The sequence below is a fragment of the Sphingomonas sp. genome (assembly GCF_004799495.1).
Classification (GTDB): domain Bacteria; phylum Pseudomonadota; class Alphaproteobacteria; order Sphingomonadales; family Sphingomonadaceae; genus Sphingomonas.
The window spans coordinates 406,423-428,167 of record NZ_SSMY01000002.1; the positions used below are offsets into that span (position 1 = coordinate 406,423).

The 21,745-nt window shown below is 66.2% G+C and carries 23 protein-coding genes; 14 read left to right on the forward strand and 9 right to left on the reverse strand.

The genetic code is table 11. The features are described 5' to 3' along the window. Window positions 1-9 precede the first annotated feature (9 nt). From E7773_RS03300 to E7773_RS03310, 3 genes are all read left to right on the forward strand, one after another. Entirely contained in the window at window positions 10-348 is a 339-nt protein-coding gene (locus E7773_RS03300; protein WP_293988092.1) for a P-II family nitrogen regulator, read from the forward strand. A 42-nt stretch (window positions 349-390) separates the two neighbouring features. Continuing rightward, window positions 391-1,803, forward strand: a complete 1,413-nt coding sequence (gene glnA / locus E7773_RS03305) for a type I glutamate--ammonia ligase (RefSeq protein WP_293988231.1) — start codon at window positions 391-393, stop codon at window positions 1,801-1,803. Between the two features lie 223 nt (window positions 1,804-2,026). Beyond that, window positions 2,027-2,764: an SPFH domain-containing protein gene (locus E7773_RS03310; RefSeq protein WP_293988095.1), complete on the forward strand. Its 738-nt coding sequence runs from the start codon at window positions 2,027-2,029 to the stop codon at window positions 2,762-2,764. Window positions 2,765-2,784: 20 nt separating this feature from the next. Here E7773_RS03310 and E7773_RS03315 read toward each other — a convergent pair whose 3' ends face one another. Beyond that, on the reverse strand, window positions 2,785-3,090 hold the full coding sequence (locus tag E7773_RS03315; protein ID WP_293988098.1) for a hypothetical protein: 306 nt from the start codon (window positions 3,088-3,090) through the stop codon (window positions 2,785-2,787). Between the two features lie 71 nt (window positions 3,091-3,161). Between E7773_RS03315 and E7773_RS03320 the strand changes: the two genes are divergently transcribed. Further along, on the forward strand, window positions 3,162-3,764 hold the full coding sequence (locus E7773_RS03320; RefSeq protein WP_293988101.1) for an NAD(P)H-dependent oxidoreductase: 603 nt from the start codon (window positions 3,162-3,164) through the stop codon (window positions 3,762-3,764). Between the two features lie 67 nt (window positions 3,765-3,831). Further along, complete coding sequence (locus E7773_RS03325) at window positions 3,832-4,677, forward strand: hypothetical protein (protein WP_293988104.1); 846 nt, start codon at window positions 3,832-3,834, stop codon at window positions 4,675-4,677. A 123-nt stretch (window positions 4,678-4,800) separates the two neighbouring features. Here E7773_RS03325 and E7773_RS03330 read toward each other — a convergent pair whose 3' ends face one another. Beyond that, window positions 4,801-5,775, reverse strand: a complete 975-nt coding sequence (locus E7773_RS03330) for a quinone oxidoreductase (RefSeq protein ID WP_293988106.1) — start codon at window positions 5,773-5,775, stop codon at window positions 4,801-4,803. Window positions 5,776-5,894: 119 nt separating this feature from the next. Here E7773_RS03330 and E7773_RS03335 point away from each other — a divergent pair, with 119 nt between their 5' ends. Beyond that, window positions 5,895-7,319 (forward strand): aldehyde dehydrogenase family protein, encoded by a 1,425-nt coding sequence (locus E7773_RS03335; RefSeq protein WP_293988109.1) that lies wholly within the window; start codon window positions 5,895-5,897, stop codon window positions 7,317-7,319. 118 nt (window positions 7,320-7,437) lie between these two features. Here E7773_RS03335 and E7773_RS03340 read toward each other — a convergent pair whose 3' ends face one another. Together E7773_RS03340 and E7773_RS03345 are read right to left on the reverse strand one after the other, a co-directional pair. After that, entirely contained in the window at window positions 7,438-9,213 is a 1,776-nt protein-coding gene (locus tag E7773_RS03340; RefSeq protein WP_293988112.1) for an SLC13 family permease, read from the reverse strand. 81 nt (window positions 9,214-9,294) lie between these two features. After that, the gene (locus E7773_RS03345) at window positions 9,295-9,501 is read right to left on the reverse strand and encodes a hypothetical protein (protein WP_293988115.1); all 207 of its coding nucleotides are present in this window, start codon (window positions 9,499-9,501) and stop codon (window positions 9,295-9,297) included. A 182-nt stretch (window positions 9,502-9,683) separates the two neighbouring features. On the opposite strand from E7773_RS03345, the gene E7773_RS03350 reads away from it, so the two are divergent. Further along, complete coding sequence (locus E7773_RS03350) at window positions 9,684-9,866, forward strand: hypothetical protein (RefSeq protein ID WP_293988118.1); 183 nt, start codon at window positions 9,684-9,686, stop codon at window positions 9,864-9,866. On the opposite strand, the gene E7773_RS03355 is transcribed toward E7773_RS03350, so the two are convergent. Further along, on the reverse strand, window positions 9,867-10,487 hold the full coding sequence (locus E7773_RS03355) for a LexA family transcriptional regulator (protein ID WP_293988121.1): 621 nt from the start codon (window positions 10,485-10,487) through the stop codon (window positions 9,867-9,869). Window positions 10,488-10,579: 92 nt separating this feature from the next. On the opposite strand from E7773_RS03355, the gene E7773_RS03360 reads away from it, so the two are divergent. Both E7773_RS03360 and E7773_RS03365 read left to right on the forward strand, forming a co-directional pair. Beyond that, window positions 10,580-10,762: a hypothetical protein gene (locus E7773_RS03360; protein ID WP_293988124.1), complete on the forward strand. Its 183-nt coding sequence runs from the start codon at window positions 10,580-10,582 to the stop codon at window positions 10,760-10,762. After that, complete coding sequence (locus E7773_RS03365; protein WP_293988127.1) at window positions 10,759-11,049, forward strand: hypothetical protein; 291 nt, start codon at window positions 10,759-10,761, stop codon at window positions 11,047-11,049. The genes E7773_RS03360 and E7773_RS03365 overlap by 4 nt, the downstream gene beginning before the upstream one ends. Here the strand turns inward: E7773_RS03365 and E7773_RS03370 are convergent. Further along, the gene (locus E7773_RS03370) at window positions 11,046-11,855 is read right to left on the reverse strand and encodes a hypothetical protein (protein ID WP_293988130.1); all 810 of its coding nucleotides are present in this window, start codon (window positions 11,853-11,855) and stop codon (window positions 11,046-11,048) included. The genes E7773_RS03365 and E7773_RS03370 overlap by 4 nt on opposite strands. Beyond that, the gene (locus tag E7773_RS03375) at window positions 11,855-13,099 is read right to left on the reverse strand and encodes a TIGR04063 family PEP-CTERM/XrtA system glycosyltransferase (protein ID WP_293988132.1); all 1,245 of its coding nucleotides are present in this window, start codon (window positions 13,097-13,099) and stop codon (window positions 11,855-11,857) included. The genes E7773_RS03370 and E7773_RS03375 overlap by 1 nt, the downstream gene beginning before the upstream one ends. 162 nt (window positions 13,100-13,261) lie before the next feature. Here E7773_RS03375 and E7773_RS03380 point away from each other — a divergent pair, with 162 nt between their 5' ends. From E7773_RS03380 to E7773_RS03390, 3 genes are read left to right on the forward strand one after another with little or no spacing between them, the layout of a single operon-like run. Further along, the gene (locus tag E7773_RS03380) at window positions 13,262-13,402 is read left to right on the forward strand and encodes a hypothetical protein (RefSeq protein WP_293988134.1); all 141 of its coding nucleotides are present in this window, start codon (window positions 13,262-13,264) and stop codon (window positions 13,400-13,402) included. Further along, window positions 13,402-14,769, forward strand: a complete 1,368-nt coding sequence (locus E7773_RS03385; protein ID WP_293988234.1) for a putative O-glycosylation ligase, exosortase A system-associated — start codon at window positions 13,402-13,404, stop codon at window positions 14,767-14,769. Before E7773_RS03380 ends, E7773_RS03385 begins: the two co-directional genes overlap by 1 nt. Continuing rightward, complete coding sequence (locus tag E7773_RS03390; protein ID WP_293988136.1) at window positions 14,766-15,845, forward strand: acyltransferase; 1,080 nt, start codon at window positions 14,766-14,768, stop codon at window positions 15,843-15,845. The genes E7773_RS03385 and E7773_RS03390 overlap by 4 nt, the downstream gene beginning before the upstream one ends. On the opposite strand, the gene E7773_RS03395 is transcribed toward E7773_RS03390, so the two are convergent. Then, the gene (locus E7773_RS03395) at window positions 15,831-16,382 is read right to left on the reverse strand and encodes a type 1 glutamine amidotransferase domain-containing protein (RefSeq protein ID WP_293988138.1); all 552 of its coding nucleotides are present in this window, start codon (window positions 16,380-16,382) and stop codon (window positions 15,831-15,833) included. The genes E7773_RS03390 and E7773_RS03395 overlap by 15 nt on opposite strands. 105 nt (window positions 16,383-16,487) lie before the next feature. On the opposite strand from E7773_RS03395, the gene E7773_RS03400 reads away from it, so the two are divergent. Both E7773_RS03400 and E7773_RS03405 read left to right on the forward strand, forming a co-directional pair. Further along, window positions 16,488-17,489 (forward strand): DNA topoisomerase IB, encoded by a 1,002-nt coding sequence (locus E7773_RS03400; RefSeq protein WP_293988139.1) that lies wholly within the window; start codon window positions 16,488-16,490, stop codon window positions 17,487-17,489. A 10-nt stretch (window positions 17,490-17,499) separates the two neighbouring features. Then, complete coding sequence (locus tag E7773_RS03405) at window positions 17,500-18,717, forward strand: mechanosensitive ion channel family protein (RefSeq protein ID WP_293988140.1); 1,218 nt, start codon at window positions 17,500-17,502, stop codon at window positions 18,715-18,717. Here E7773_RS03405 and putA read toward each other — a convergent pair. Next, window positions 18,714-21,710: a bifunctional proline dehydrogenase/L-glutamate gamma-semialdehyde dehydrogenase PutA gene (gene putA, locus E7773_RS03410; RefSeq protein WP_293988141.1), complete on the reverse strand. Its 2,997-nt coding sequence runs from the start codon at window positions 21,708-21,710 to the stop codon at window positions 18,714-18,716. The two genes, E7773_RS03405 and putA, sit on opposite strands and share 4 nt — an antisense overlap. Window positions 21,711-21,745: the final 35 nt, after the last annotated feature.

Genomic DNA, 21,745 nt, shown 5'->3' on the forward strand with positions numbered 1-21,745 from the left:
GGGATATTCGTGAAAAAGATCGAAGCGATCATCAAGCCGTTCAAGCTCGATGAAGTGAAGGAAGCGCTCCACGAGGTGGGGGTCAGCGGGATCACCGTGACCGAGGCCAAGGGATTCGGCCGCCAGAAGGGGCATACCGAACTCTATCGCGGCGCGGAGTACGTCGTCGATTTCCTGCCCAAGGTGAAGCTCGAAGTCGTGGTCGAGGACGCCCTCGCCGACCGCGTGGTCGAAGCGATCGCGTCGTCCGCGCAGACCGGCCGCATCGGCGACGGCAAGATTTTCGTCATGCCCGTCGAAACCGTGCTCCGCATCCGCACCGGCGAGCGCGACGAAGCCGCGGTTTAGGGCGGCAATCTAATCTCAATTTAACGAAGGAAAGTGATCACCATGGCGACGTCGGCGAACGATATCCTGAAGAAGATCAAGGACGAGGAGATCGAGTGGGTCGACCTTCGCTTCACCGATCCCAAGGGCAAGTGGCAGCATCTGACGATGGTCGCCGGCGTGGTCGGCGAGGACGAGCTGACCGACGGCTTCATGTTCGACGGGTCGTCGATCGAGGGGTGGAAGGCGATCAACGAGTCCGACATGGTGCTCAAGCCCGACCTCGACGCGGTGTACACCGACCCGTTCTCGGCCACCCCGATGCTGATCCTGGTGTGCGACGTAGTCGAGCCGTCGACCGGCGAGCTCTACGCGCGCGACCCGCGCTCGACCGCCAAGCGCGCCGAGGCGTATCTCAAGACCACGGGTATCGGCGACACGGTCTATATCGGACCGGAAGCCGAATTCTTCATGTTTGACAACGTCCAGTTCGAGACGAGCTACGCGCAGTCGTTCTACAAGATCGACGATGTCGAGCTGCCGACCAACACCGGCACCGCGTATGACGGCGGCAACCTCGGCCACCGTCCGCGCGCCAAGGGGGGGTACTTCCCGGTCGCGCCGGTCGACAGCGCAATCGACATTCGCGGCGAGATGGTCTCGACCATGCTCGAAATGGGCTTGCCGTGCGACAAGCACCATCACGAGGTGGCGGCGGCGCAGCACGAGCTGGGCCTGACCTTCGGCACGCTGACCGTGACCGCCGACCGCATGCAGATCTACAAATACGTCGTGCACCAGGTGGCCCACGCGTACGGCAAGTCGGCGACCTTCATGCCCAAGCCGATCAAGGACGATAACGGCAGCGGCATGCACACCCACCTGTCGATCTGGAACGGCAAGGAGCCTTTGTTCGCCGGGAACGGCTATGCCGGTCTATCGGACATGTGCCTGTATTTCATCGGCGGGATCATCAAGCACGCCAAGGCGCTGAACGCGTTCACTAACCCGACGACCAACAGCTACAAGCGGCTGGTCCCGGGCTACGAAGCGCCGGTGCTGCTGGCGTACAGCTCGCGCAACCGCTCGGCGTCGTGCCGCATCCCCTACGGCACGGGCGCGAAGGCCAAGCGCGTCGAGGTGCGCTTCCCCGACGCGATGGCCAATCCGTACCTCGCTTATGCGGCGCTGTTCATGGCGGGGCTCGACGGCATCCAGAACCGGCTCCACCCGGGCGAGGCGATGGACAAGAATCTCTACGACCTGCCGCCCGCGGAACTGGCCGAAGTGCCGACTGTGTGCGGCAGCTTGCGCGAGGCGCTCGACAGCCTGGAAGCCGACATGGACTTCCTGCTCAAGGGCGACGTGTTCTCGAAGGACCAGATCGAGGCGTATATCGAGATCAAGCGCGCTGACGTCGCGCGGTTCGAGATGACGCCGAGCCCGGTGGAATTCGATATGTATTATTCGGCCTGATCGTAGGCGATAAGCCGACAGGAAAAAGGGCGTCCGGAGCGATCCGGGCGCCTTTTTTATATGCGGAGCGTGCACTGTCTGCATCCACGATTGCACCGATTTGCCGATGTTTCGCCTGCGCAACGCTCGTATATAAATAGCCGCGGCACTCGCCGCGCCACGCCGCATGCTCGCGGCATCGTTTCGAGGCAAAATGCTTCCCCTTACATGGCTGTTTTTAGCGGTGCCTGCGGGCATCGCGGCTCTGCTCGCGCTCAAATCGTTCCGCATCAACCAGGAATATGAACGCGGCGTCGTGTTCCGGCTCGGCCGGCTCCAGGCGACCAAAGGGCCCGGCTGGTTCTGGCTGATCCCGCTGATCGAGCGCGTCGTGAAGGTCGACACGCGCACGATCACCTACGCGCTCGACTCGCAGGAGACGGTGACGCGCGACGGCGTCGCGGTGCGGGTCAACGCGGTGATCTGGTTCCGCGCGTTCGACCCGGCGGGCGTCGTCACCACGGTGACCAACTGGACCGCGGCGATCGTCCAGGCGGCGGAGACCGCAATGCGCGACGCGATCGGCCAGTCAGACCTCGACCAGATGCTCAAGGACCGCACGATCATCAACGCGCGGCTGCTCGACCTGCTGACCTCACGCTGCAACCGCTGGGGCGTCGAGTTCGACGCGGTCGAGATCAAGGACCTCGACATCCCGCCGCAGATGCAGCGCGCCATCGCCAAGGAAGCCGAGGCGATCCGCGAGAAACGCGCGCGGATCATCAAGGCGGAGGGCGAGCAGGAAGCATCGGTCAAGCTGACCGAGGCCGCCGCGCAGATCGGCAAGACCCCTGGCGCGCTCGAACTGCGCCGGCTGCAGACGCTGACCGAAATCGGCGTCGAGCATAATTCGACGATCATCGCGATGTTCCCGACCGAGATCCTCGAAGCCGCGAAGGCGATCGCGGGACCGAAAGCGTAACGGCAGAGGGGCGTGGCTACTCAGCCGCGCCCCTTACGCACCGCGCCGAAATGGAGCGCAAGGTACGCGCCTATCGCCAACCAGCCGATCGCCGCCGCGCCGACGTTGATCCGGCAATCGCCGAGTGGCGCTCGCCACGCCGCGAGAGCGACCGCACCGAAGAAATTGGCGCTGCCCCACGCGAAATTGACGAGTGGCGGCGACAGGCCCTTGCCCAGTGGCTTGGCGAACGGGGTCGGGAACGGCTCGCCGCGCAGGCCACTCGCCAAGTGCGGGATGCAGTTGCACAGCAACGCGCCCGCCAGCACCATCCAGAGATAGCCCATGATCGTCTCCTTTTGCGGGATAGAAACGCGCCGCGCGTCGTTGGGTCCGCACCAAGTCTCAGGAGACTATCATGCCGCTCAAGGCCATCGCGCTCAACTGCACGCTCAAGCCCACGGGCGAATCCTCGACCGACGCTATGATCGCGGTCCTGAAGGACGCGTTCGGGAAGGCGGACGTGACGCTGACCGAAACCGTCCGCGTCGCGGCGCTCGACATCAAGCCCGGGGTGACGAGCGACGAAGGCGACGGCGACGATTGGCCCGCCTTGCGCGAGAAGATCCTGGCGCACGACATCCTGATCCTCGCCGGCCCGATCTGGATGGGGCAGATCGGCAGCATCGCCAAGCGCGTGCTCGAGCGGATGGACGCCTTCCTGTCCGAAACCGACGACAAGGGGCGGATGCCGAGCTATTCCAAGGTCGCGGTCGCGGCGATCGTCGGCAACGAAGACGGCGCGCATTTTTCCACCGCACAGATTTTCCAGTCGTTGAACGACGTCGGCTGGACGATCCCCGCGACCGGCGCGGTCTATTGGGTCGGCGAGGCCTATGGCGACGTCGACTTCAAGGACCTCGACAAAACGCCCGACAAGGTCACCGAGTCCGCCAAGATGGTCGCGGGCAACGCCGCGCACCTCGCCGGGCTGCTCAAGGACTCGCCCTATCCTGGGTAGTCGCGATGCGACGAGCCGAGTGATCGCCGATTGCCGCGCGTGAGCGACACGCCTAGGCGGCGCGGCGATGGAGTTGCCGTTCCGCTTGCACTTGCCCGATCGCCGCCGTGCAGTTTCGCTCGTGCTGGCGCTGATCGTCGAGGCATTGATCCTGATCGCGCTCGTCTTGTGGGGACCGCGCGTCACGCCGGTGCCCAGGGTCGTACGCCCGACGACATTCACGCTGGTCGCGCCCGACGACGCCGCCTCGACCGAGCCCGACCGCACGAAGAAGGCCGACAACACGCCCAAGCCGAAGAGCGCGTCGGCGCCGCCCTCCACGTTGCCGCCCGATGTCGCGCCGCCGCAAAAGGCGGCGCCGCCGCCCGTGCCGCTCCCCGGCGTGCTGCCGATCCAGCTGGGCGCGCTCGACATCAGCAAACTCAAGGGGTCGGGCCAGGGTGACGCCGCCGGCGACGGCGAGGACAGCAAGCTCGCTTACGGCCCCGGGCTCGGGCCGGGCGGGATGCCGCTGTACCGCGCCGAATGGTACCGCGAGCCGACCAACGCCGAGCTCAACGGCTATGTGAAGAAGATGCCGCCAGAAGGCGGCTGGGCGCTGATCGCGTGCAAGACGGTACCCAATTTCCATGTCGAGAACTGCCAGTCGATGGGCGAATCGCCGCTCGGCTCGGGACTCGGACGCGACATGCGGCTGGCGGCGTGGCAATTCCTTGTCCGCCCGCCCCGGCGTGGCGGCAAGTCGCTGGTCGGCGCGTGGGTTAGCATCCGGATCGACTTCCACGTCACCGTCGTGAAGGCGCCGCCACGCGGTCGCTCGAGCGAAGGATTCAAACTGCCGCCGGACGAGAAGCCCCGATACGGGCCGCCCGAAACTCCATCGACCGACGACGATGGGGACAAGGGGAACTAATCCCCTCGATCCCTTCCGTCATGAAGGGAGAGGTTAGGGGGTGGGTGGATATGGGGCCGCCGACCCACTTCCTTTCGAGCCGACCCACCCCCAGCCCCTCCCTTTCAGGGAGGGGAGTAAAGGTCACGGCAACAACACGCTCGCGCCTTCGGTCTTGCCCGCCTCAAGCTGGCGGTGCGCTTCGGCGGCATCCTCCAGCGCGAAGGTCTGTCCGATCTCGGGCTTGATCGCCCCCTTGGCGAGCATATCGAACACGCGCGCGAAGCCCGCCGCGCGCTCCTCGGGCGTGGCATAATAATGGAACATCGTCGGGCGCGTGACGAACAGCGACCCGTTCTGCGCGAGCACCCCGAGGTTGACGCCGGTCACCGGCCCGCTGGCATTGCCGTAGCTGACGATCATCCCGCGCGGCCGCACCGACTTCAGCGACGCCTCCCAGCTCGCCGCGCCGACCCCGTCGAGCGACACGTCGACCCCCGCGCCGCCGGTGATCTCCCGCACGCGCGCGGCGATGTCCTCATTCTTGTACTCAATCACATGATCGGCCCCGGCACGCCGCGCGCGCTCGGCCTTGTCGGACGAACCGACCGTGCCGATCACGCTCGCGCCGATCGCCTTGAGCCATCCGACCGCGAGGTGCCCGACCCCGCCCGCCGCGGCGTGGATCAGCACGGTCTGTCCGGCCTGCACCTTAGCGCAGCGTTCGATCAGGAATTCGGTGGTGCCGCCCTTGAGCAGGATCGCCGCCGCGGTCTGGTCGTCGACGTCGTCGGGCAGCTTGACCAGCGACGCGGCGGGCAATTTGCGATGCGTCGCATAGCTGCCGATCGCCGGGCCGAACGTGCCGACCCGATCGCCAACCGCAAACCCGGTGACGCCCGGCCCCAGCGCTTCGATCACGCCGACGCTTTCGCTGCCCAGCCCGCTCGGTAACGGCAGCGGATACAGCCCGGTGCGCTGGTAGATTTCGATGAAGTTGAGCCCGACCGCGGTCGATCGAATCCGCACCTCGCCCTCGCCGGGGTCGGGCAGGTCGACATCGACCCATTGAATGACTTCCGGCCCGCCGTGCCGTTCGATTCGTGCGACGCGTGCCATGGTCCGTTCTCCCGCTGCGATCGGCATCAATTGGTGACTCGCGTTTCGGGTTGCAACCGATCGGCGCTCGCGCCATCTACGCTCCCGTACCCGACATTCCAAAAGCGGCGGAGGCGAGGATGAAAAGCTACCTGAAGCATTATATCGACGGACAATGGGTCGATAGCGAGGGCGGCACCCGCCACGATGTGATCGACCCGTCGACCGAACAGCCGGTCAGCGAAATCATGCTCGGGTCGAAGGCCGATGTCGACAAGGCGGTCGCCGCGGCAAAGAAGGCGTTCGCGAGCTATTCGCAGACCAGCGTCGCCGACCGCATCGCTTTGCTCGAACGGATTATCGAGGAATACAAAGCGCGCATCCCCGATCTCGCCGCCGCGACGTCGGAGGAAATGGGTGCGCCGATCGGGTTCGCGCAAATGGCGCAGGCGCCCGCGGGACTCGGCTATTTCATCGGCACGCTCGCCGCGCTCAAGGAATTCAGCTTTTCCGAACAAGTAGGCAAATCGCGCGTCGTCCACGAGCCGCTCGGCGTGGTCGCGATGATTACGCCGTGGAACTGGCCGCTCAACCAGATCTGCGCGAAGGTCGCCCCCGCGCTTGCCGCCGGCGACACGATGGTGCTCAAGCCATCGGAGGAAGCGCCGGGCAATGCGGTGATCCTGGCGGAAATCCTCGACAAGGCCGGCGTGCCGGCGGGCGTGTTCAATCTGGTCAACGGCGATGGGCCGGGGGTCGGCGCGGCGCTGTCGAGCCATAAGGACGTCGACATGGTGAGCTTCACCGGCTCGACCCGCGCGGGGATCGCGGTCGCGCAGGCCGCCGCCGCGACGGTCAAGCGCGTGCACCAGGAACTCGGCGGCAAGGCGCCGAATGTGGTGCTCGAAGGCGCCGATCTGGGCGCGGTACTGCCCCCGACGATCCAGGGCGTGCTGGCGAACAGCGGGCAATCATGCATCGCGCCGACCCGCCTGCTCGTCCACGAAAGCCAGGTCGCCGACGCGACGCAGGTCGTGAAGTCGATCATGGAAGCGACCCCGGTCGACGCCGCGAGTGTGATGGGGGCGCATATCGGCCCGGTCGTCAACAAGGCGCAGTTCGAGAAGATCCAGGGCCTGATCCAGTCGGCGATCGACGAAGGCGCGACGCTCGTCACCGGCGGCACCGGGCGCCCCGACGGGCGCAACGCCGGGTTCTTCGTCAAGCCGACATTGCTGACGGACGTCACCCCCGAGATGCGCATCTACCGCGAGGAAACGTTCGGCCCGGTCGCGACGATCACCAGGTACAGCGACGCCGACGAAGCCGTCGAGATGGCCAATGACACCGATTACGGACTGAGCGCCACCATTTCGGGCGACCCGGCCGAAGCGGCGAAGATCGCGGGCAAGCTCCGCGCGGGGCTGGTCACGATCAACGCCTGGTCGGGCGGCGGCGGCACGCCGTTTGGCGGGTACAAGCAGTCGGGCAACGGGCGCGAGGGGGGGAAGTACGGGCTGGCCGACTTCATGGAATTGAAGACGATCGTGGGGGAGCCGGCTTAATCCCCTCTCCCGTCGGGAGAGGGAAGGCGCGCAGCGCCGCAGGGCGAGGGCAGGGTCGAACCGCTCTCCGCTACCCTCACCCTTCCGCGCTCCCTCCCTCTCCCAAAGGGAGAGGGACTCAGTGTAGCGGCCACGTCCATAATATCAGCGGCGTGCCCACCAGCACGACGAGCACCGACAACGGCGCGCCCAATCGCGCATAATCGCTAAACCGGTACCCGCCGGGCCCGAACACCAGCGTATTGCACTGGTGTCCGATCGGCGTGAGGAAATCGCACCCCGCGCCCATCGCGGTGGCGATCAGAAACGCTTCGGGGCGGTACCCTAGGTCGTGCGCGAACACCGCGGCGATCGGCGCCATCACCAGCACCGTCGCGGCGTTGTTTAGGAAGGGCGTCACCGCCATCGCCGCGACCAGGATCAGCGCGACCGCACCCCAGGCGGGCAAGGTCGCGGCGACGTGCGCGAGTTGCGTCGCCAGGATCTGCGACGCGCCGGTCGTGCGCAACGTGTCCGCGACCGGGATCAGCGCGCCGAGCATGATCAGGATCGGCCATTCGACGCTGCCATAGGCCTCCGCCAGCGGCAGCGCGCCGGTCATCAGGATCAGCGCCGCCGCGGCGAAGAACGCCACCGCGACCGGCACGTAACCGGTCGCCGTCGCGAGCATCGCGACCCCCAGGATCGCGACCGGCAACCACCCTTTGCGCGAATTGCCCAGCCGCAGTGTCCGCTCGGCGAGCGGCAGTGCGCCCAGTTCGGGCAAGCGTTCGGGGAGCAAGGTCAACGGCCCCTGCAACACGATCACGTCGCCGCCACGCAACAGCGTCCCGCCCAGCCGCTGCGTCAGTCGCTCGCCGCCGCGCGACACCGCGATCAGGTTGATCCCCAACCGCCGCTGCAACTGCAACCGGCTGGCGGTGCGGCCGATCAGCGGCGAGTTGGTGCCGATCACGGCCTCGATCACGCCGATCTCCTCGTCCTTGCGATCCTCCGGCACGTCGCGTTCCTCGCCGGCGAGCGCGAACTTGTTGGCGGAGATCACGCGTTCGAGCGTGTCGGGCTCGCCGCCGAGGATCAGCGTGTCGCCCTCGCGCAAGGTCAAATGGCCGTGCGGCGTGGCGCGCATCCCGGCGCGCAGGATGCTGGTGATGCTGACATCGTCCTCGTGGCGCGTGACGAAATCGGCGATGCTCTCGCCGATCGCGGGCGACCCCTCGCCGATCCTGGCTTCGGTCACATACCCCTTGATATCGAGCGCGTCGCCCATCGTCGGCGCCGCGCGGCGGTCGCGCGGCAACAGGCGGTAGCCGAAGCGCAGGAAGATCAGCCCCATCAGCAGGAGTCCGAACCCGGTCGGGAAGTAATCGAACATCCGGAACGGCTGGCCAGTCATGTCCTGGCGCACGCGGCTGACGATGATATTAGGCGACGTGCCGACCAAGGTCATGAGCCCGCCGAGCAAGGACGCGAACGACATCGGCATCAGGAAGACCGATGGCGACGCCTTGTTCTTCTTCGCCATCTGGAACGCGGCAGGCATCAGCATCGCGAGCGCGCCGACATTCTTGACCAAGGCGGAGGTAATCCCGACCGATGCGGTCAGGACGAGGAGCTGCGACCGGATTTTGGTGACTCGTCCCGCGATGAGCGCGAGACCCTGTTCGATCAGCCCCGACCGCTGCACCGCCGCCGAGATGACCAGCGCCGACCCGACGATGATGACGATATCGTCGGAAAAGCCGGTGAAGGCTTGCTTGGGTTTGACGATCCCCAGCGCGAGCCCCGCGAGCAGCGCCAGCATCGCGGTCACATCGTAACGGAATTTTCCCCAGATGAAGAACGCCATCATCACGAACAAGAGGGCGATCGACAGGATCTGGGGCGTGGTCATTCGGCCTCGTCGCTAGGTGGGCAGTACGAGGCTAAACTCACGGTAGCGAAACAATCTCCCGTGGAATCGGATTGATCCAGATCAGTGAATCGTGCCGACCGCGCGTTCGACCGACATCAGCACGATCAGCCGCTCGATCTGGCGCCAGCGACAAAAATGCAGGTGGTTGCCCTGGTCGCGGCTCTTGTCCGCGCGCGCCGCCGCCTCGAACCCCGCATCGTCGCCGAACGCCGCGATCAGATCCTGCGCGGCATCGACGGACGAACGGTCGGCGAGGAAAAGCTGCATGGGATACTCCGCGGGCGGGCGCGGGGATCGCGCTCGGCTCCGCCGTGCTTCACGTCGCGTGCCAGCATCGGGGATCGACGGCGCCCTGCGGAACGTAGTGGTAAACGGGTTTTCGCGGTCTGCCCCACGGGTCCCGCGCCGGGACACTGGCGTCCCGCGGCGGAACATGGCAGGGATTTTTCATGAGCCGCCGCCCCCCTCGATCAACCGCCCCCGCCGCCGGCGGTTTCCTCATCGCGCTCGGCCTGCTGGTCGGTGGGATCCTGGGGATGACGCAGGGCAATGCGACGCGCTGGCTCGAAATCGGCGCGGTGATCGGCGTCGGCGCGGCGGTCGTCGTGTGGTTGATCGACCGGCGACCGTAGCTATTTCAGCGACCGCGCGAGCCGTACCACCCGCCCGATAATCTCCGCTTTGTCCGCGCGCACCGGCGCGATGACGGGCGCCGCAGGATTGTCGCTGGCGATGTGAAGATCGAACCCGATCCGCGCAACGCGCTTGACCAGTAGCGCGCCGTCGAGCCGCAGCACGAACAGCCCGGGGCGCGACGACAAACGCCGGTCGCTCATATCGACGAACAGCGCGTCGCCGTCATGGATCAGCGGTTCCATCGAGTCCCCGCGCGCGGTGATCATCGTCAGCGATCCCGGCGCGACGCCCAGCCGCGCCGCGACGCGCGGATCGATCCGTTCCTCGCCGGCGGCGCGGTCGTCCTCGACCAGCCCGCCCGGCCCCGCCGATGCCGCCGCGTCGATCCGCCGCACTGCGACCATGTCGGCGTCGCGCGCCGGGCCACCCAGCGCGCTTTCCTCGACCCCGAAAAACGCCGCGAGATGCCGCCGCGCGCCTTCGTCGAGCCGCCGCGGCGTCCCGCGCTTCACGAATTGCTGCAGATAGGCCGGGTTGCGCCCGATCATCCGCGACAGTGCCGCCAGGCTCGTCCCCCGCCGCTCCGCCTCCCTCGCCAATGTCGCCTGCGCGTCCATGGTTACCACCATAGTCGTAGGAAATTTCCTAGACAAGTTGGATTTTAGAACAGACCAGGAACAATATCGAGCGAATCGAGAAGGACTTGGCAATGCATCTAGGGCGGGAAGTGGAGCGGTTTTTGCGGCGGACCGGTATGCCCGTGACTAAGTTCGGCCGGCTCGCGGTGAACGATCCGCGCTTCGTGCTCGACTTGCGCAACGGCCGCGAGCCGCGCTTGGCCACCGCTGCGAAGGTGATCGATTTCATCGCCGCGCAGGATACGCTGCGATGACGTCGCTCGCGCACAACGTCGTGCGGCTTTTGCGACGTTCGGCGACGGGACAATCGCTGACGATTGCTGCTGAGGTGATCCGGGAGCGGCCGTGGTCCTCGGCACTGTTCGTCGGCGCCCGACTGACGATTTCGATCGCCGGCGAGGATGATGCGCGACTCGACGATTGGCTGATTGCGCTGCCGGAGATCGACCTGCCGTTATCGGGGCACTTCGTCGCGAGCGCGGAGGTGGTCGAGCGCCGCGCCAACGCGGCGACGATCGAACTATTGGTGGTGGAAGACTAGCCGACCCGGCGAGCGAGCGCGCGCAGCGCGTCGAGCGTTTCCTCGAGCGTTTGCTCGCGCTGCGGCTCGGGATCGACGGCCGGTTCGGGCTGACGCTTGGCAACGCCGCGCTCGAGCCGGGCGAGCAGGTCATGGATCGTCGCTTGCGGGAGCGGCGCGGAGGGCTCGTCGGAGGCGAGCCCGAACGTCTCGATCCGCTCGTGCGGCGCGAAACGGGGGGCGGAGACCGGGGTGAGCACCGGCGCGGGTGCCGGCTCGGGATCGGGTAACGGGGCGTCGTCGGGGGTGCGATAGGCGGCGATCGGCGTGTCGAGGTCTTCGGGCACGTCGCACGCCTCGACCACATAGGCCGGTTCGATAGCAGCCTCTTCAGCCTCTTCGGCGATTGGCGCGGCCTTCACGTCGAGGAACGGCGTGCCGAGGTCGCTGTTGGCGAACACCGGGCGGCGCGGCGGGGCGTCGGGATGCGCGTCGGCACGGCGCAGCACGGGGACGCCGTTCTCCGCCTTGGCGCGGTTGAGCAGCACGGTACGCGCGCCCAGGATCAGGAACAGCCCGAACCACGTCACCCCGCCGGCGGCGAGCGCGGCGAAGAATGCGACGGCGGCGCGCGCGGTCAGCCCGAACGGCGGTGCGGCGGCGGTCAGCATCGCGGACACGCCGCTGTCGACCGCCATGTCCTCGATCACCCCGATCGGCATCAGCAGGAACGCGATCGCGACCAGCCCGGCGACCACCACGCCAGCGGCGGGCGCGATCGGCACCGCGACCGGCGAGCGACCGGCGAAGCGCGAAGCGAAAGACATCAAATGCTGGCGACCGTTCGTGGCAAACATGCGGGATCCGATTTCCGAGCGTCGACTAAACCTTGGTAAATCGGGACGTAACGCGAAATGTTTGACGACCAGTTACGATCCTGTTCGACGAAGGTGCGCGCGCGCTCACGGCGCGCATCCCAGCCGCTGCGGTCGGAAAAGAGACTGGCCAGCGCGGCGGCGATCGCGGCCGGGCTGTCGGGCGCGAACAAGGTGCCGGTGTCGCCGTCGCGGATCAGCTCGCGGTGCCCGCCGACATCGGATGCAGCAACCAGTCGGCCCTGCGCCATCGCTTCGAGCGGCTTGAGCGGGGTCACGAGATCGGTCAGCCGCATCTTCTTGCGCGGGTAGGCGAGCACATCGGTGAGGCTATAGTAGCGCTCTACTTGGTCATGCGGGACGCGGCCGACGAAACGGATCGCGCCCGCGACCGGTGACGCGGCGGCTTGCGCGCGCAACGCCGCTTCCATTGGGCCCCCGCCGACCAACAGCAACTTCGCGTTCGGCCGCGCGGCGACCAGCGCGGGCATCGCCGCGATCAGGTCGTCGAGCCCTTCGTAATCGTAGAAGCTACCGATGAACCCGACGACATCGTCGTTCGTGCTCAGCCCCAGTTCGGCCGCGAGCGCCTCGTCGCGCGGTGCGGGTTCGCCGAACAACGTCAAATCGACACCGTTGGGCGACACCATGATCTTGCCCGGGTCGATCCCGCGCGACACCAGGTCACCCTTCAATCCTTCGCAGATTACCGCGACCGCATCGGCGCTGCGCACCGCGCGCGTCTCGAGCCATTTGGTCGCGCGGTACTTGAGCGATCCTTCGCGCCCCGTCCCGTTGCCGACCGCCGCATCCTCCCAGAAGGCGCGAATTTCGTAGAGCACCGGCACGCCGAGCGCCTTCCTCGCGCGCAACGCCGCCATCGCGTCCATCACCGGCGAGTGCGCGTGGATCACGTCGGGGCGAAACTCGCGCGCCACCTCGATCACGCGCTTGGCGAGCGCGCCGATCTCGCGCCACTCGCCGATCACCGGGAGCGATCCGCCGGGCGGCTCGGTGCGGTAGAAATCGAGCCCGTCGATCGTCTCGGCCGGCACCGCGCTCGCGCCGTGCCGCGCCCCCGTCACCGCCGCGACCTGCCACCCGCGCGCGATCTGCGCCTTCAGAATGGCGCGCGTGCGAAAGGTATAGCCGCTCTGCAACGGCAGCCCGTGATCGAGAACGTGGAGGATGCGCATCGTCGAAACCCTCTGCCACGACAGTGTTTAACGCAGCGTCAACCCCGGGTCGCTAGTCCATCTTCACCGTTCGTCTCGAGCGAAGTCGAGAGACGGCCACGGGCGTATCACAATCGTGTCTCGACTTCGCTCGACACGAACGGATTTTTGGGACGGCGAGGGATGATCGACGATTTCGCGCTGGCCGTAAGCCATGGACTCATGCTGCTCGCGGCATGGCTCCTGCTGCGCCGCCGCGATTTGGACGACGAGCGCCCCGAGCCGCCGCAAAAGCCGCTGAAGCGCGCCAATACCGGACAATGATCCACGATCTCGCCTTCGTTGGTTTCCTCGCCGCGCTGATGGGGCTCGCGCTCAGGCGCCCGTTCCTGTTCATCCTGACGTACGTCTATATCGACATCGTCTCGCCGCAGCGGCTGACCTACACGCTGCTCAACACCGTGCCGATCTCGCTGATCGCGGTCGCGCTGGCAGTGGCGTCGTGGATGGTGGTCGACCGAAAGGAAGATACCCGCGTCGCGCCACGCCAGTTGCTGATCGTGCTGCTGCTCGGCTGGTGTGCGATGACGACAATGCGCGCCGATTTCCCGATGGAGGCGCTCGATAAGTGGGATTGGGTGTGGAAGGCGCTCGCCTTCGCCGCCTTCCTGCCGCTGACGCTGCGCACTCGGTTGCGGATCGAGGCTTTGCTGACTTTCATGATCCTGTCCGCCGCGTCGATCATCATCGTCGGCGGGATCAAGACCGCGGCGGGGGGCGGCGGGTATGGTTCGCTCGACCTGATGGTGACCAACAATTCGGGGCTGTACGAAGGGTCGACGATCTCGACCGTGGCGATCGCGATCATCCCGACGATCCTGTGGCTGGGCAAATACGGCACGATCTTCAAACGCGACTGGAAGGTGAAATTGTTCACCGCGGCGCTCGTTTTCGCGTGCCTGCTGATCCCGATCGGCACGTCGACGCGCACGGGGCTGCTCTGCATCGGGCTGCTCGCGCTGCTGATGCTGCGCGACGCCAAGCGCAAGTTCGTTTACCTCGGGATGATCGGCGCGCTCGGGCTGGTCGCGGTGCCGTTCCTGCCCAAGTCGTTCACCGACCGCATGTCGACGATCCAGACCTACCAGCAAGACGAATCCGCCGCGACGCGTGTCGCGGTGTGGAAATGGACATGGGAGTACGTCAAGCAGCATCCGATGGGCGGCGGCTTCGAAATGTACCGCCAGAACCAGATCCGCTACGACATCGTGAAAGCGGACGGCACGAAGGACAACGCCAAGCTCGACACGACGCTGACGGTCGATCGCGCGCGCGCCTATCATTCGGCCTATTTCGAGATGCTCGGCGAACAGGGCTGGCCGGGGTTCCTGCTGTGGATGGCGATCAACCTCGCGGGCCTGTTCCGCATGGAGGTGATCCGCCGTCGGTATCGCAAGGCGCCCGAGGATCAGGCCTGGATCTCGCCGCTCGCGAGCGCGCTCCAGGCGGGGCAATTGCTCTATATGCTCGGCGCGTGCTTCATCGCGGTCGCGTTCCAGCCGTTCATGTTCATGCTGATCGGCGCGCAGATCGGGCTCGACACGTACCTGAAACGCAAGCGCGCCGAGGAATCGTTCCGTCCGATCGGGCGCCGCAACCGCGCGGGCGACCCGCAGCCGGCGCTGGCGTGACCGGCACCAACGAGCTCCGCGCGCTGACCAGCGCTCGCGGCATCGCGGCGTGGATGGTGGTGCTGTACCATATCCGCCTGTCGGTCGCCGGGTTGCCCGACGCGTGGGTGCATGTCTTCGCCAAGGGGTATTTGGCGGTCGATTTCTTCTTCCTGCTGTCGGGGTTTGTGATCTGGCTGAGTTGGGGGCCGCGACTGCGCGACAACGGTTGGCGCGACGTGCCGCGCTTCTGGCAAAAGCGTATGGCGCGGATCTGGCCGCTGCACCTGTTCGTGCTCGGCGGCGCGGTCGTGCTGGCACTCGCGCTGACTGCCGCGGGACGCCACGACCCGGCCGAATTCCCGTTCGGCGAGCTGCCGCTCCACGTGCTGCTGCTCCAGAACTGGGGCTTCACACCGAAGCTAACGTGGAACGACCCGGCTTGGTCGATCAGTTGCGAGCTCGCTGCCTATCTCGCCTTCCCGCTGCTAGTCCGTGCGGTCGATTGGCGCGTACTGCCGAGCTGGCTCGTCGCCAGCGCGGGCGCCGCGTTCCTCGTCATTCTCGCTGCCGTCATGGCGGGCGAGCCGACGCTCGGCCACGATATCGCGCGCTTCGGTCTAGTCCGCTGCCTCACCGAATTCGCCACGGGCAGTGCGGTCTGCGCGCTGTGGCTGCGGTGGAAGCATGTCGTAGTGGCCCCGGTGCTCGCGTTCAGTGCAAGCGCGCTCACGCTGGCCGGCTGGGCAGTCGGCCTTCCCGAAACCTGGACGATCCCGTTCGCCTTCGCCGCGCTTTTGCTCGGCCTGGCATTGATCTCGGGCAAGCGCGGCAACCCGCTCGACTGGGCGCCGCTCCTTTATCTCGGAGAGATCAGCTACGCGACCTACCTCTCGCACTTCATGCTGTTCGTCGTGTTCAAGCTCGCCTTCGTCGACGACGCCCATGCCGTTCCGCCCGTGCTGATCGGGCTGTACCTAGCAATGGTGCTGGGCTGCTCGGTCGCGCTGTACCATCTGGTCGAGCGCCCCGCGCAGAAGTGGGTCAACGCCGTCCAACTTCCGCGCGGGCGGGCCCGCGCGCTAGGCGTCGGCTAGTTCCTCCGCCAAGGCGTCGATGATCGCCTGGTTGAACGCCGGAATGTCGTCGGGCTTGCGGCTGGTGATCAGCTTGCCGTCGACCGCGACTTCCTGATCGACCACCTCCGCGCCGGCATTTTCCAGATCGGTGCGGATCGACGGCCAGCCCGTCACCGTGCGCCCGTCAATTACATCCGCCTCGACCAGCAGCCACGGCCCGTGACAGATCGCCGCGACGATCTTCTGGTCGTCCATGAACTCCTCGACGATCTGGATCGCGCGGCCCTGCAGCCGCATCTTGTCGGGATTGCCGACCCCGCCCGGTATGACGAGTGCGTCGAATTCCTCGGTATCGACATCGCGCAGCGTCATATCGGGGACGATCGTGTCGGCCTTTTCGCCACCCTTCTCGCCCTGGATCGGATCGGTCGCGATCGACGCGAGCGTCACGCTCGCGCCCGCATCGATCAGCGCCTGGCGCGGCTTGAACAGTTCGTCGTTCTCGAAGCCATCAGTGGCGATCATCAGCACACGGGCATTGGTCAGGTCGGCCATGGCAAATCTCCTTCGCTCTCGCGCACAGAACCGCCGCCCGGCGCTCGCGTTCCGGAACGAAGCGGTGAGCCGCGCATTTCCATCGGCCTAACGAAGTGGAGCCCCATGACCCGAATCGTCTATTGCGATGACAGCCAGCCCGGGATCACCCGGAAGAAAGTTCGCCACGGCTGGGGCTATTGGGACGCCGACGGCAAGCGGATCACCGACCGCGACGAGATCGACCGGCTGAACGCCGTCGGGCTTCCCCCAGCCTATACCGAAGCGTGGTTCAGCCCCAATCCGAACGGCCACATCCAAGCGGTCGGTTGGGACGACAAGGGCCGCAAGCAATACCGCTACCACCCCGATTTCCGCGCCAGGAAGGAAAGCGAGAAATACGATCGCTGCTCCGGGTTCGGGCACGCGCTGCCCAAATTGCGCGCTCGGTACGAGTCAGACCTCAAGAAGCATGGCCACAGCAAGGAGCGCACCATCGCGGCAATCGTGAAGCTGCTCGACATCGGTCATCTGCGGATCGGCAATGAGGGATACGCGAAGGCGAACAAGAGCTTCGGCGCGACCACGCTGCGCGACCGCCATGCCAAGATTACCGGTGGGACGCTGAAGCTGCGCTACCGCGCCAAGTCGGGCAAGATCCGCGAACTCGCGATCACCGATCGCAGCCTCGCGCGCTTCGTCAAGAAATGCCAGGACCTGCCCGGCCAGCAGCTGTTTCAATACGTCGGGCAGGATGGCGAGCCGCATGGCGTGACGTCGTCCGACGTCAACGACTATATTCGCGAGGCGACCGGCTGTGACTTCACCGCCAAACATTTCCGCACGTGGGGGGCGAGCGTCATCGCCTTCGAGACGCTGGCCAGCGCGGACAAGGATATCGGGCTCAAGACGATGCTTGAGCCTGTCACCGAAGCGCTCGGCAACACCCCCGCCATCGCGCGCAAATCGTACGTCCACCCCGCACTGATCGACCTCGCCAAGAACGGTCAGGCGCGGTTCCGAGAGACGCTCGCCTTGCCGCGCGCAACGCGCTATCTGGATCGTTACGAACGCGGCCTGATCGCGTTCCTCGAAGCCGGGGCCAAGCCGCGCCGCAAGGCAGCCTGAAGAGAGTCATATGAGCAACGCCACTGTCAGCCACCCGGCTGCCGACCTGAGCAGCCAGGCGGGCGAATTCTACGACGCGACCGCCGCCTGGTTCGCGACTCACTGGCTGCAGATCCTGATTGCGGCGGGCGCCGGGATCGTGCTGTTCCTGGCGCTGCATTTCGTGAAGAGTCTCGGCGCGCGGCTGTGCGCGCGCGACACGTCGCACACCGGCTGGGGCACGGTGTTCGGCCGCGCGCTCGCCAAGACCAACAATTTCTTTATCGCGATGGCCGCCGCGCAGATCGTCGTCAGCGTCGCGCAATTCGCACAGGCGCCGGCGGGCATCGTCGCGGTAGTCCACTTCCTCTTCACCATCGCCGCGGTTTTCCAGGGCGCGATCTGGGCGCGCGAGATCATCCTAGGCGCGATCGAGCACCGCACCTCGGCCGCCGACTATCACGGCGAGACGCTGACCAATGCGATGGGGCTGATCCGATTGTTCGTCAGCTTCGCCTTGTTCGCGATCGCGCTGGTGCTCGTGCTCGGCAATCTGGGGGTCAACGTCACCGGCCTGATCGCCGGGCTGGGCGTCGGCGGCATCGCGATCGGCCTTGCCGCGCAAAGCATTTTTGCCGACTTGTTCGCGGCGATCGCGATCATCTTCGACCGCCCCTTCAAACGCGGGGACGCGATCACTTTCGATAAATCGGCCGGAACGGTCGAATATATCGGCATGCGCTCGACGCGAGTTCGCGGCGCCGCGGGCGAAGCGCGGATCATCGGCAACAAGAAGCTGCTCGATTTCGAAATCGTCAATAACACCCAGCGCGAATATCGCCGCGTAATCTTCACTCTAGGGTTGGTTCAGACCACTCCGGTCGAGGTGATGGAGAAGATCCCCGACATGCTGAAGGATATCGTTGAGGATCATGAGGGCACGTTCGTCCGCGCCGGCTTCGTCGCGTTCGGGGCGCAAAGCTATGACCTCGAACTGCAATTCGACGCACCTAGCGCCGCGTTCCAGGACATGTTCGACCTTCGCCACTCGGTCGGGCTCGCGATCATTCAGCGTTTCAACGACGACGGTATCGCGCTCGCATATCCGACGCAGACTGGCCTCAGCGCAGAAGAGGCCGGGATGATCCAGCCCAAGCGTCCGCGCAAGATCAAGGACAGCAACGAGACGATCGCCAAGCCGCCCTCGTCGGGCGACCGCTCGGCGTCCGATCAGGAAGGCGGAGTTTAGATCCCGCCCTCATCGAGGCTGAGCAACGTCGCGTTACCACCGGCGCTCGTCGTATCGACCGACACGGCGCGTTCGGCGACGAAGCGGTAGAGATAATGTGGCCCGCCCGCTTTCGGCCCGGTGCCCGACAGTCCTTCGCCGCCGAACGGCTGGCTGCCGACGATCGCGCCGATCATGCTACGGTTGATGTAGAGGTTGCCGACCGCCGCCTCCGCCTCGACCACGTCGCCGGCGCGCGCGATGCGGCTGTGGAGGCCCATCGTCAGGCCGTAGCCCTTGGCATTGACCCGCGCGATCGTCTCGCTGAGCTTGCCCGCGGGCCAGGTCGCGACGTGGAGGATCGGGCCGAACCATTCGGCGGTCAGGTCTTCGATCGCGTCGAGCCGGATCAGCGTCGGCGGGACGAACAGCCCGCTCGCGGGGACGTCGAGCGTCTTGAGCACCTTGCCCTTGGGCGCAGCGCGATAGCCCATGAGTTTGTCGTACGCGGCCTGGTCGATCACCGGGCCGACGTCGGTCTTCGGATTCGCCGGATCGCCAATCATGAGCAGGTCCATCGCGCCCTTGAGCATCGCGATGACGCCGTCGGCGATCTCTTCCTGCAACAGCAACAGCCGGAGCGCCGAGCAGCGTTGCCCCGCCGAACGGAACGACGAGGTGACGACATCCGCCACGACTTGTTCAGGCAGCGCGGTAGAGTCGACGATCATCGCGTTGATTCCGCCGGTTTCGGCGATCAGCGGGACGATCGGACGGTTGTCGTCTTCGAGCAGCGAGCGCGCGATCTTCTTGGCGGTGGCGGTCGATCCGGTGAACGCGACACCCATCACGCGCGGATCGGCGGTCAACGCCGCGCCGACCTCTGGCCCGCCGGGGACGAGGACCAGCGCATCCTCCGGCACCCCGGCTTCGTGCGCCAGCTTCACCGCCGCGGCGGCGATCTTCGGCGTTTGCGGCGCGGGCTTGGCGACGACGGTGTTGCCGGTAACGAGCGCCGCGACGGTCTGCCCGAGGAAGATCGCCAGCGGGAAATTCCACGGCGCGATCGTCGCCCATACGCCGCGCCCGTCGAGGTGGAGCGTGTTGCGCTCGCCCGTGGGCCCGGGGAGCTCTATGGGCTGCAACCCGTCGCGCGCTTGCTGCGCGTAATAACGGCAAAAATCCGCGGCCTCGCGCACTTCGCCGATCGCGTCAGGGATCGTCTTGAACGCCTCCTGCACGCAGATCGCCATCAACTCGTCGCGGTTGGTTTCGAGACTGTCGGCGAGGCGTTCCATGATTGCTGCGCGATGTTCGACTGGCGTCGCAGACCAGGCTGGGAATGCGGCATGGGCTTTGGCCACCGCATCTCCAACCCCGTTCGCTTCGAGCGAAGTCAAGAAGCGCTGCGCAGGTGTCTCGACTTCGCTCGACACGAACGGTTGGGAGACAACTTTCACCGTCTCGGCCAACACCGCCCGATCGCTCAAATCGATCCCGCTCGAATTCTTGCGGTCGCCAAACAGGTCGATCGGCAGCGGAATGCTCGGGTGCCGCGCACCGCCGACCGCAGCGATCTTCTCGACCGGGTCGGCGAGGATTTCCTCCTCGCTCAGGTTCTCGTCCGCAAGTTGGTGGACGAAGCTCGAATTCGCCCCGTTTTCGAGCAACCGCCGCACGAGATACGCGAGCAGATCGCGATGCCCGCCGACCGGCGCGTAGATGCGGCAGTGATAGCCCTGCTCGCGCACCAGTCGTTCGTACAGTCCGTCGCCCATCCCGTGTAGCCGCTGGAACTCGAAGTCGCGACTGTTGCCCGCCCATTCGATGATCGTCGCGACGGTCAGCGCATTGTGGCTGGCGAAGGCGGGGCGGATGTTCTCAGCGTCCAGCATGTCGCGCGCGACCGCGAGGTACGACACGTCGGTCGCCGCCTTGCGCGTGAACAGGGGGTAATCCGACAACCCTTCGACCTGCGTCCGCTTGATCTCCGAGTCCCAATAGGCGCCCTTGACCAGCCGTACGTTCATCAAGCGGTCGAGGTTGTTGGCCCACTCGACCACCGGTCGCGCGCGCTTGCCGTAGGATTGCACCGCCATGCCAAACCCATCCCAGCCCTTGAGACTGGGTAGCGCGGCGACCGCGCCGATGATGTCGAGGCTCATCTCGAGCCGCTCGCTCTCTTCCGCATCGACGGTCAGCGGAATGCCGTGGCCCGCCGCCTGCACGGCAAGCGCTTCCAACATCTCGGTCAGCGCGGGGACGCAGCGGTCGTATTGCGTCACCTCGTAGCGCGGGTGGAGCGCGGACAGCTTGACCGAGATCGAATGACCGGCAGCGGGGTCGCGCCCGACCGCGTCGATCGCGCCGGTATAGGCGTTGAAATAGCGCGCCGCGTCCTCGACCGTCCGCGCCGCTTCGCCGAGCATGTCGAAGCTCGCAGTGAACCCCTTGTTCTCGCCTTTCCGCATCCGCGCCATCGCTTCGTCGATGGTGCGGCCCATCACGAAGATTTCGCCCATCATCCGCATCGCGGCGCCGACCGCCTGGCGGACGAACGGTTCCCCCGCGCGAGAGATCAGGCGGCGGAGCGGCCCCTGATCGCCCTCCCCGACCAAGGCACGGCCGACCACCAGTCCCCAGGTCGCGATGTTAACCAGCGAGGAGTTGGACTCGCCAGTGTGCGCGCGCCAGTCCGCGTCGCCGAGCTTGTCGGCGATCAGCAGGTCGGCAGTCTCGGGGTCGGGCACGCGCAGGAATGCTTCGGCAAGGCTCAGCAGCGCAACGCCCTCCGACGAATTGAGCCGGTATTCCTGCAGAAACTGGTTCACCCACCCCTTGTTCTGCGCCGCGCGCAGGTCGGCGAGCAGCCCGGAGGCGTTGTCCATCACCCGCGCGCGCGAATCGGGGGTTAGCGCGGCGCGCGCCAATAGCGGCTTTAGAATATCGGGTTCGGGCGCCCGATACTGCGCGGCCATCGTTTTACGAGCGGAAGACGTAGCGTCAGCGGTCATTTTCAAAATCTCGGTCTAGTCGGACTTGCGCGACG

Bases quoted from the DNA above. Each gene is read 5' to 3' on its own strand.
- glnA (WP_293988231.1), top strand. From the start codon at position 391: ATGGCGACGTCGGCGAACGATATCCTGAAGAAGATCAAGGACGAGGAG.
- E7773_RS03315 (WP_293988098.1), bottom strand. From the start codon at position 3,090: ATGGGCTATCTCTGGATGGTGCTGGCGGGCGCGTTGCTGTGCAACTGC.
- E7773_RS03320 (WP_293988101.1), top strand. From the start codon at position 3,162: ATGCCGCTCAAGGCCATCGCGCTCAACTGCACGCTCAAGCCCACGGGC.
- E7773_RS03325 (WP_293988104.1), top strand. From the start codon at position 3,832: ATGGAGTTGCCGTTCCGCTTGCACTTGCCCGATCGCCGCCGTGCAGTT.
- E7773_RS03330 (WP_293988106.1), bottom strand. From the start codon at position 5,775: ATGGCACGCGTCGCACGAATCGAACGGCACGGCGGGCCGGAAGTCATT.
- E7773_RS03335 (WP_293988109.1), top strand. From the start codon at position 5,895: ATGAAAAGCTACCTGAAGCATTATATCGACGGACAATGGGTCGATAGC.
- E7773_RS03340 (WP_293988112.1), bottom strand. From the start codon at position 9,213: ATGACCACGCCCCAGATCCTGTCGATCGCCCTCTTGTTCGTGATGATG.
- E7773_RS03345 (WP_293988115.1), bottom strand. From the start codon at position 9,501: ATGCAGCTTTTCCTCGCCGACCGTTCGTCCGTCGATGCCGCGCAGGAT.
- E7773_RS03350 (WP_293988118.1), top strand. From the start codon at position 9,684: ATGAGCCGCCGCCCCCCTCGATCAACCGCCCCCGCCGCCGGCGGTTTC.
- E7773_RS03355 (WP_293988121.1), bottom strand. From the start codon at position 10,487: ATGGACGCGCAGGCGACATTGGCGAGGGAGGCGGAGCGGCGGGGGACG.
- E7773_RS03360 (WP_293988124.1), top strand. From the start codon at position 10,580: ATGCATCTAGGGCGGGAAGTGGAGCGGTTTTTGCGGCGGACCGGTATG.
- E7773_RS03365 (WP_293988127.1), top strand. From the start codon at position 10,759: ATGACGTCGCTCGCGCACAACGTCGTGCGGCTTTTGCGACGTTCGGCG.
- E7773_RS03370 (WP_293988130.1), bottom strand. From the start codon at position 11,855: ATGTCTTTCGCTTCGCGCTTCGCCGGTCGCTCGCCGGTCGCGGTGCCG.
- E7773_RS03375 (WP_293988132.1), bottom strand. From the start codon at position 13,099: ATGCGCATCCTCCACGTTCTCGATCACGGGCTGCCGTTGCAGAGCGGC.
- E7773_RS03380 (WP_293988134.1), top strand. From the start codon at position 13,262: ATGATCGACGATTTCGCGCTGGCCGTAAGCCATGGACTCATGCTGCTC.
- E7773_RS03395 (WP_293988138.1), bottom strand. From the start codon at position 16,382: ATGGCCGACCTGACCAATGCCCGTGTGCTGATGATCGCCACTGATGGC.
- E7773_RS03400 (WP_293988139.1), top strand. From the start codon at position 16,488: ATGACCCGAATCGTCTATTGCGATGACAGCCAGCCCGGGATCACCCGG.
- E7773_RS03405 (WP_293988140.1), top strand. From the start codon at position 17,500: ATGAGCAACGCCACTGTCAGCCACCCGGCTGCCGACCTGAGCAGCCAG.
- putA (WP_293988141.1), bottom strand. From the start codon at position 21,710: ATGACCGCTGACGCTACGTCTTCCGCTCGTAAAACGATGGCCGCGCAG.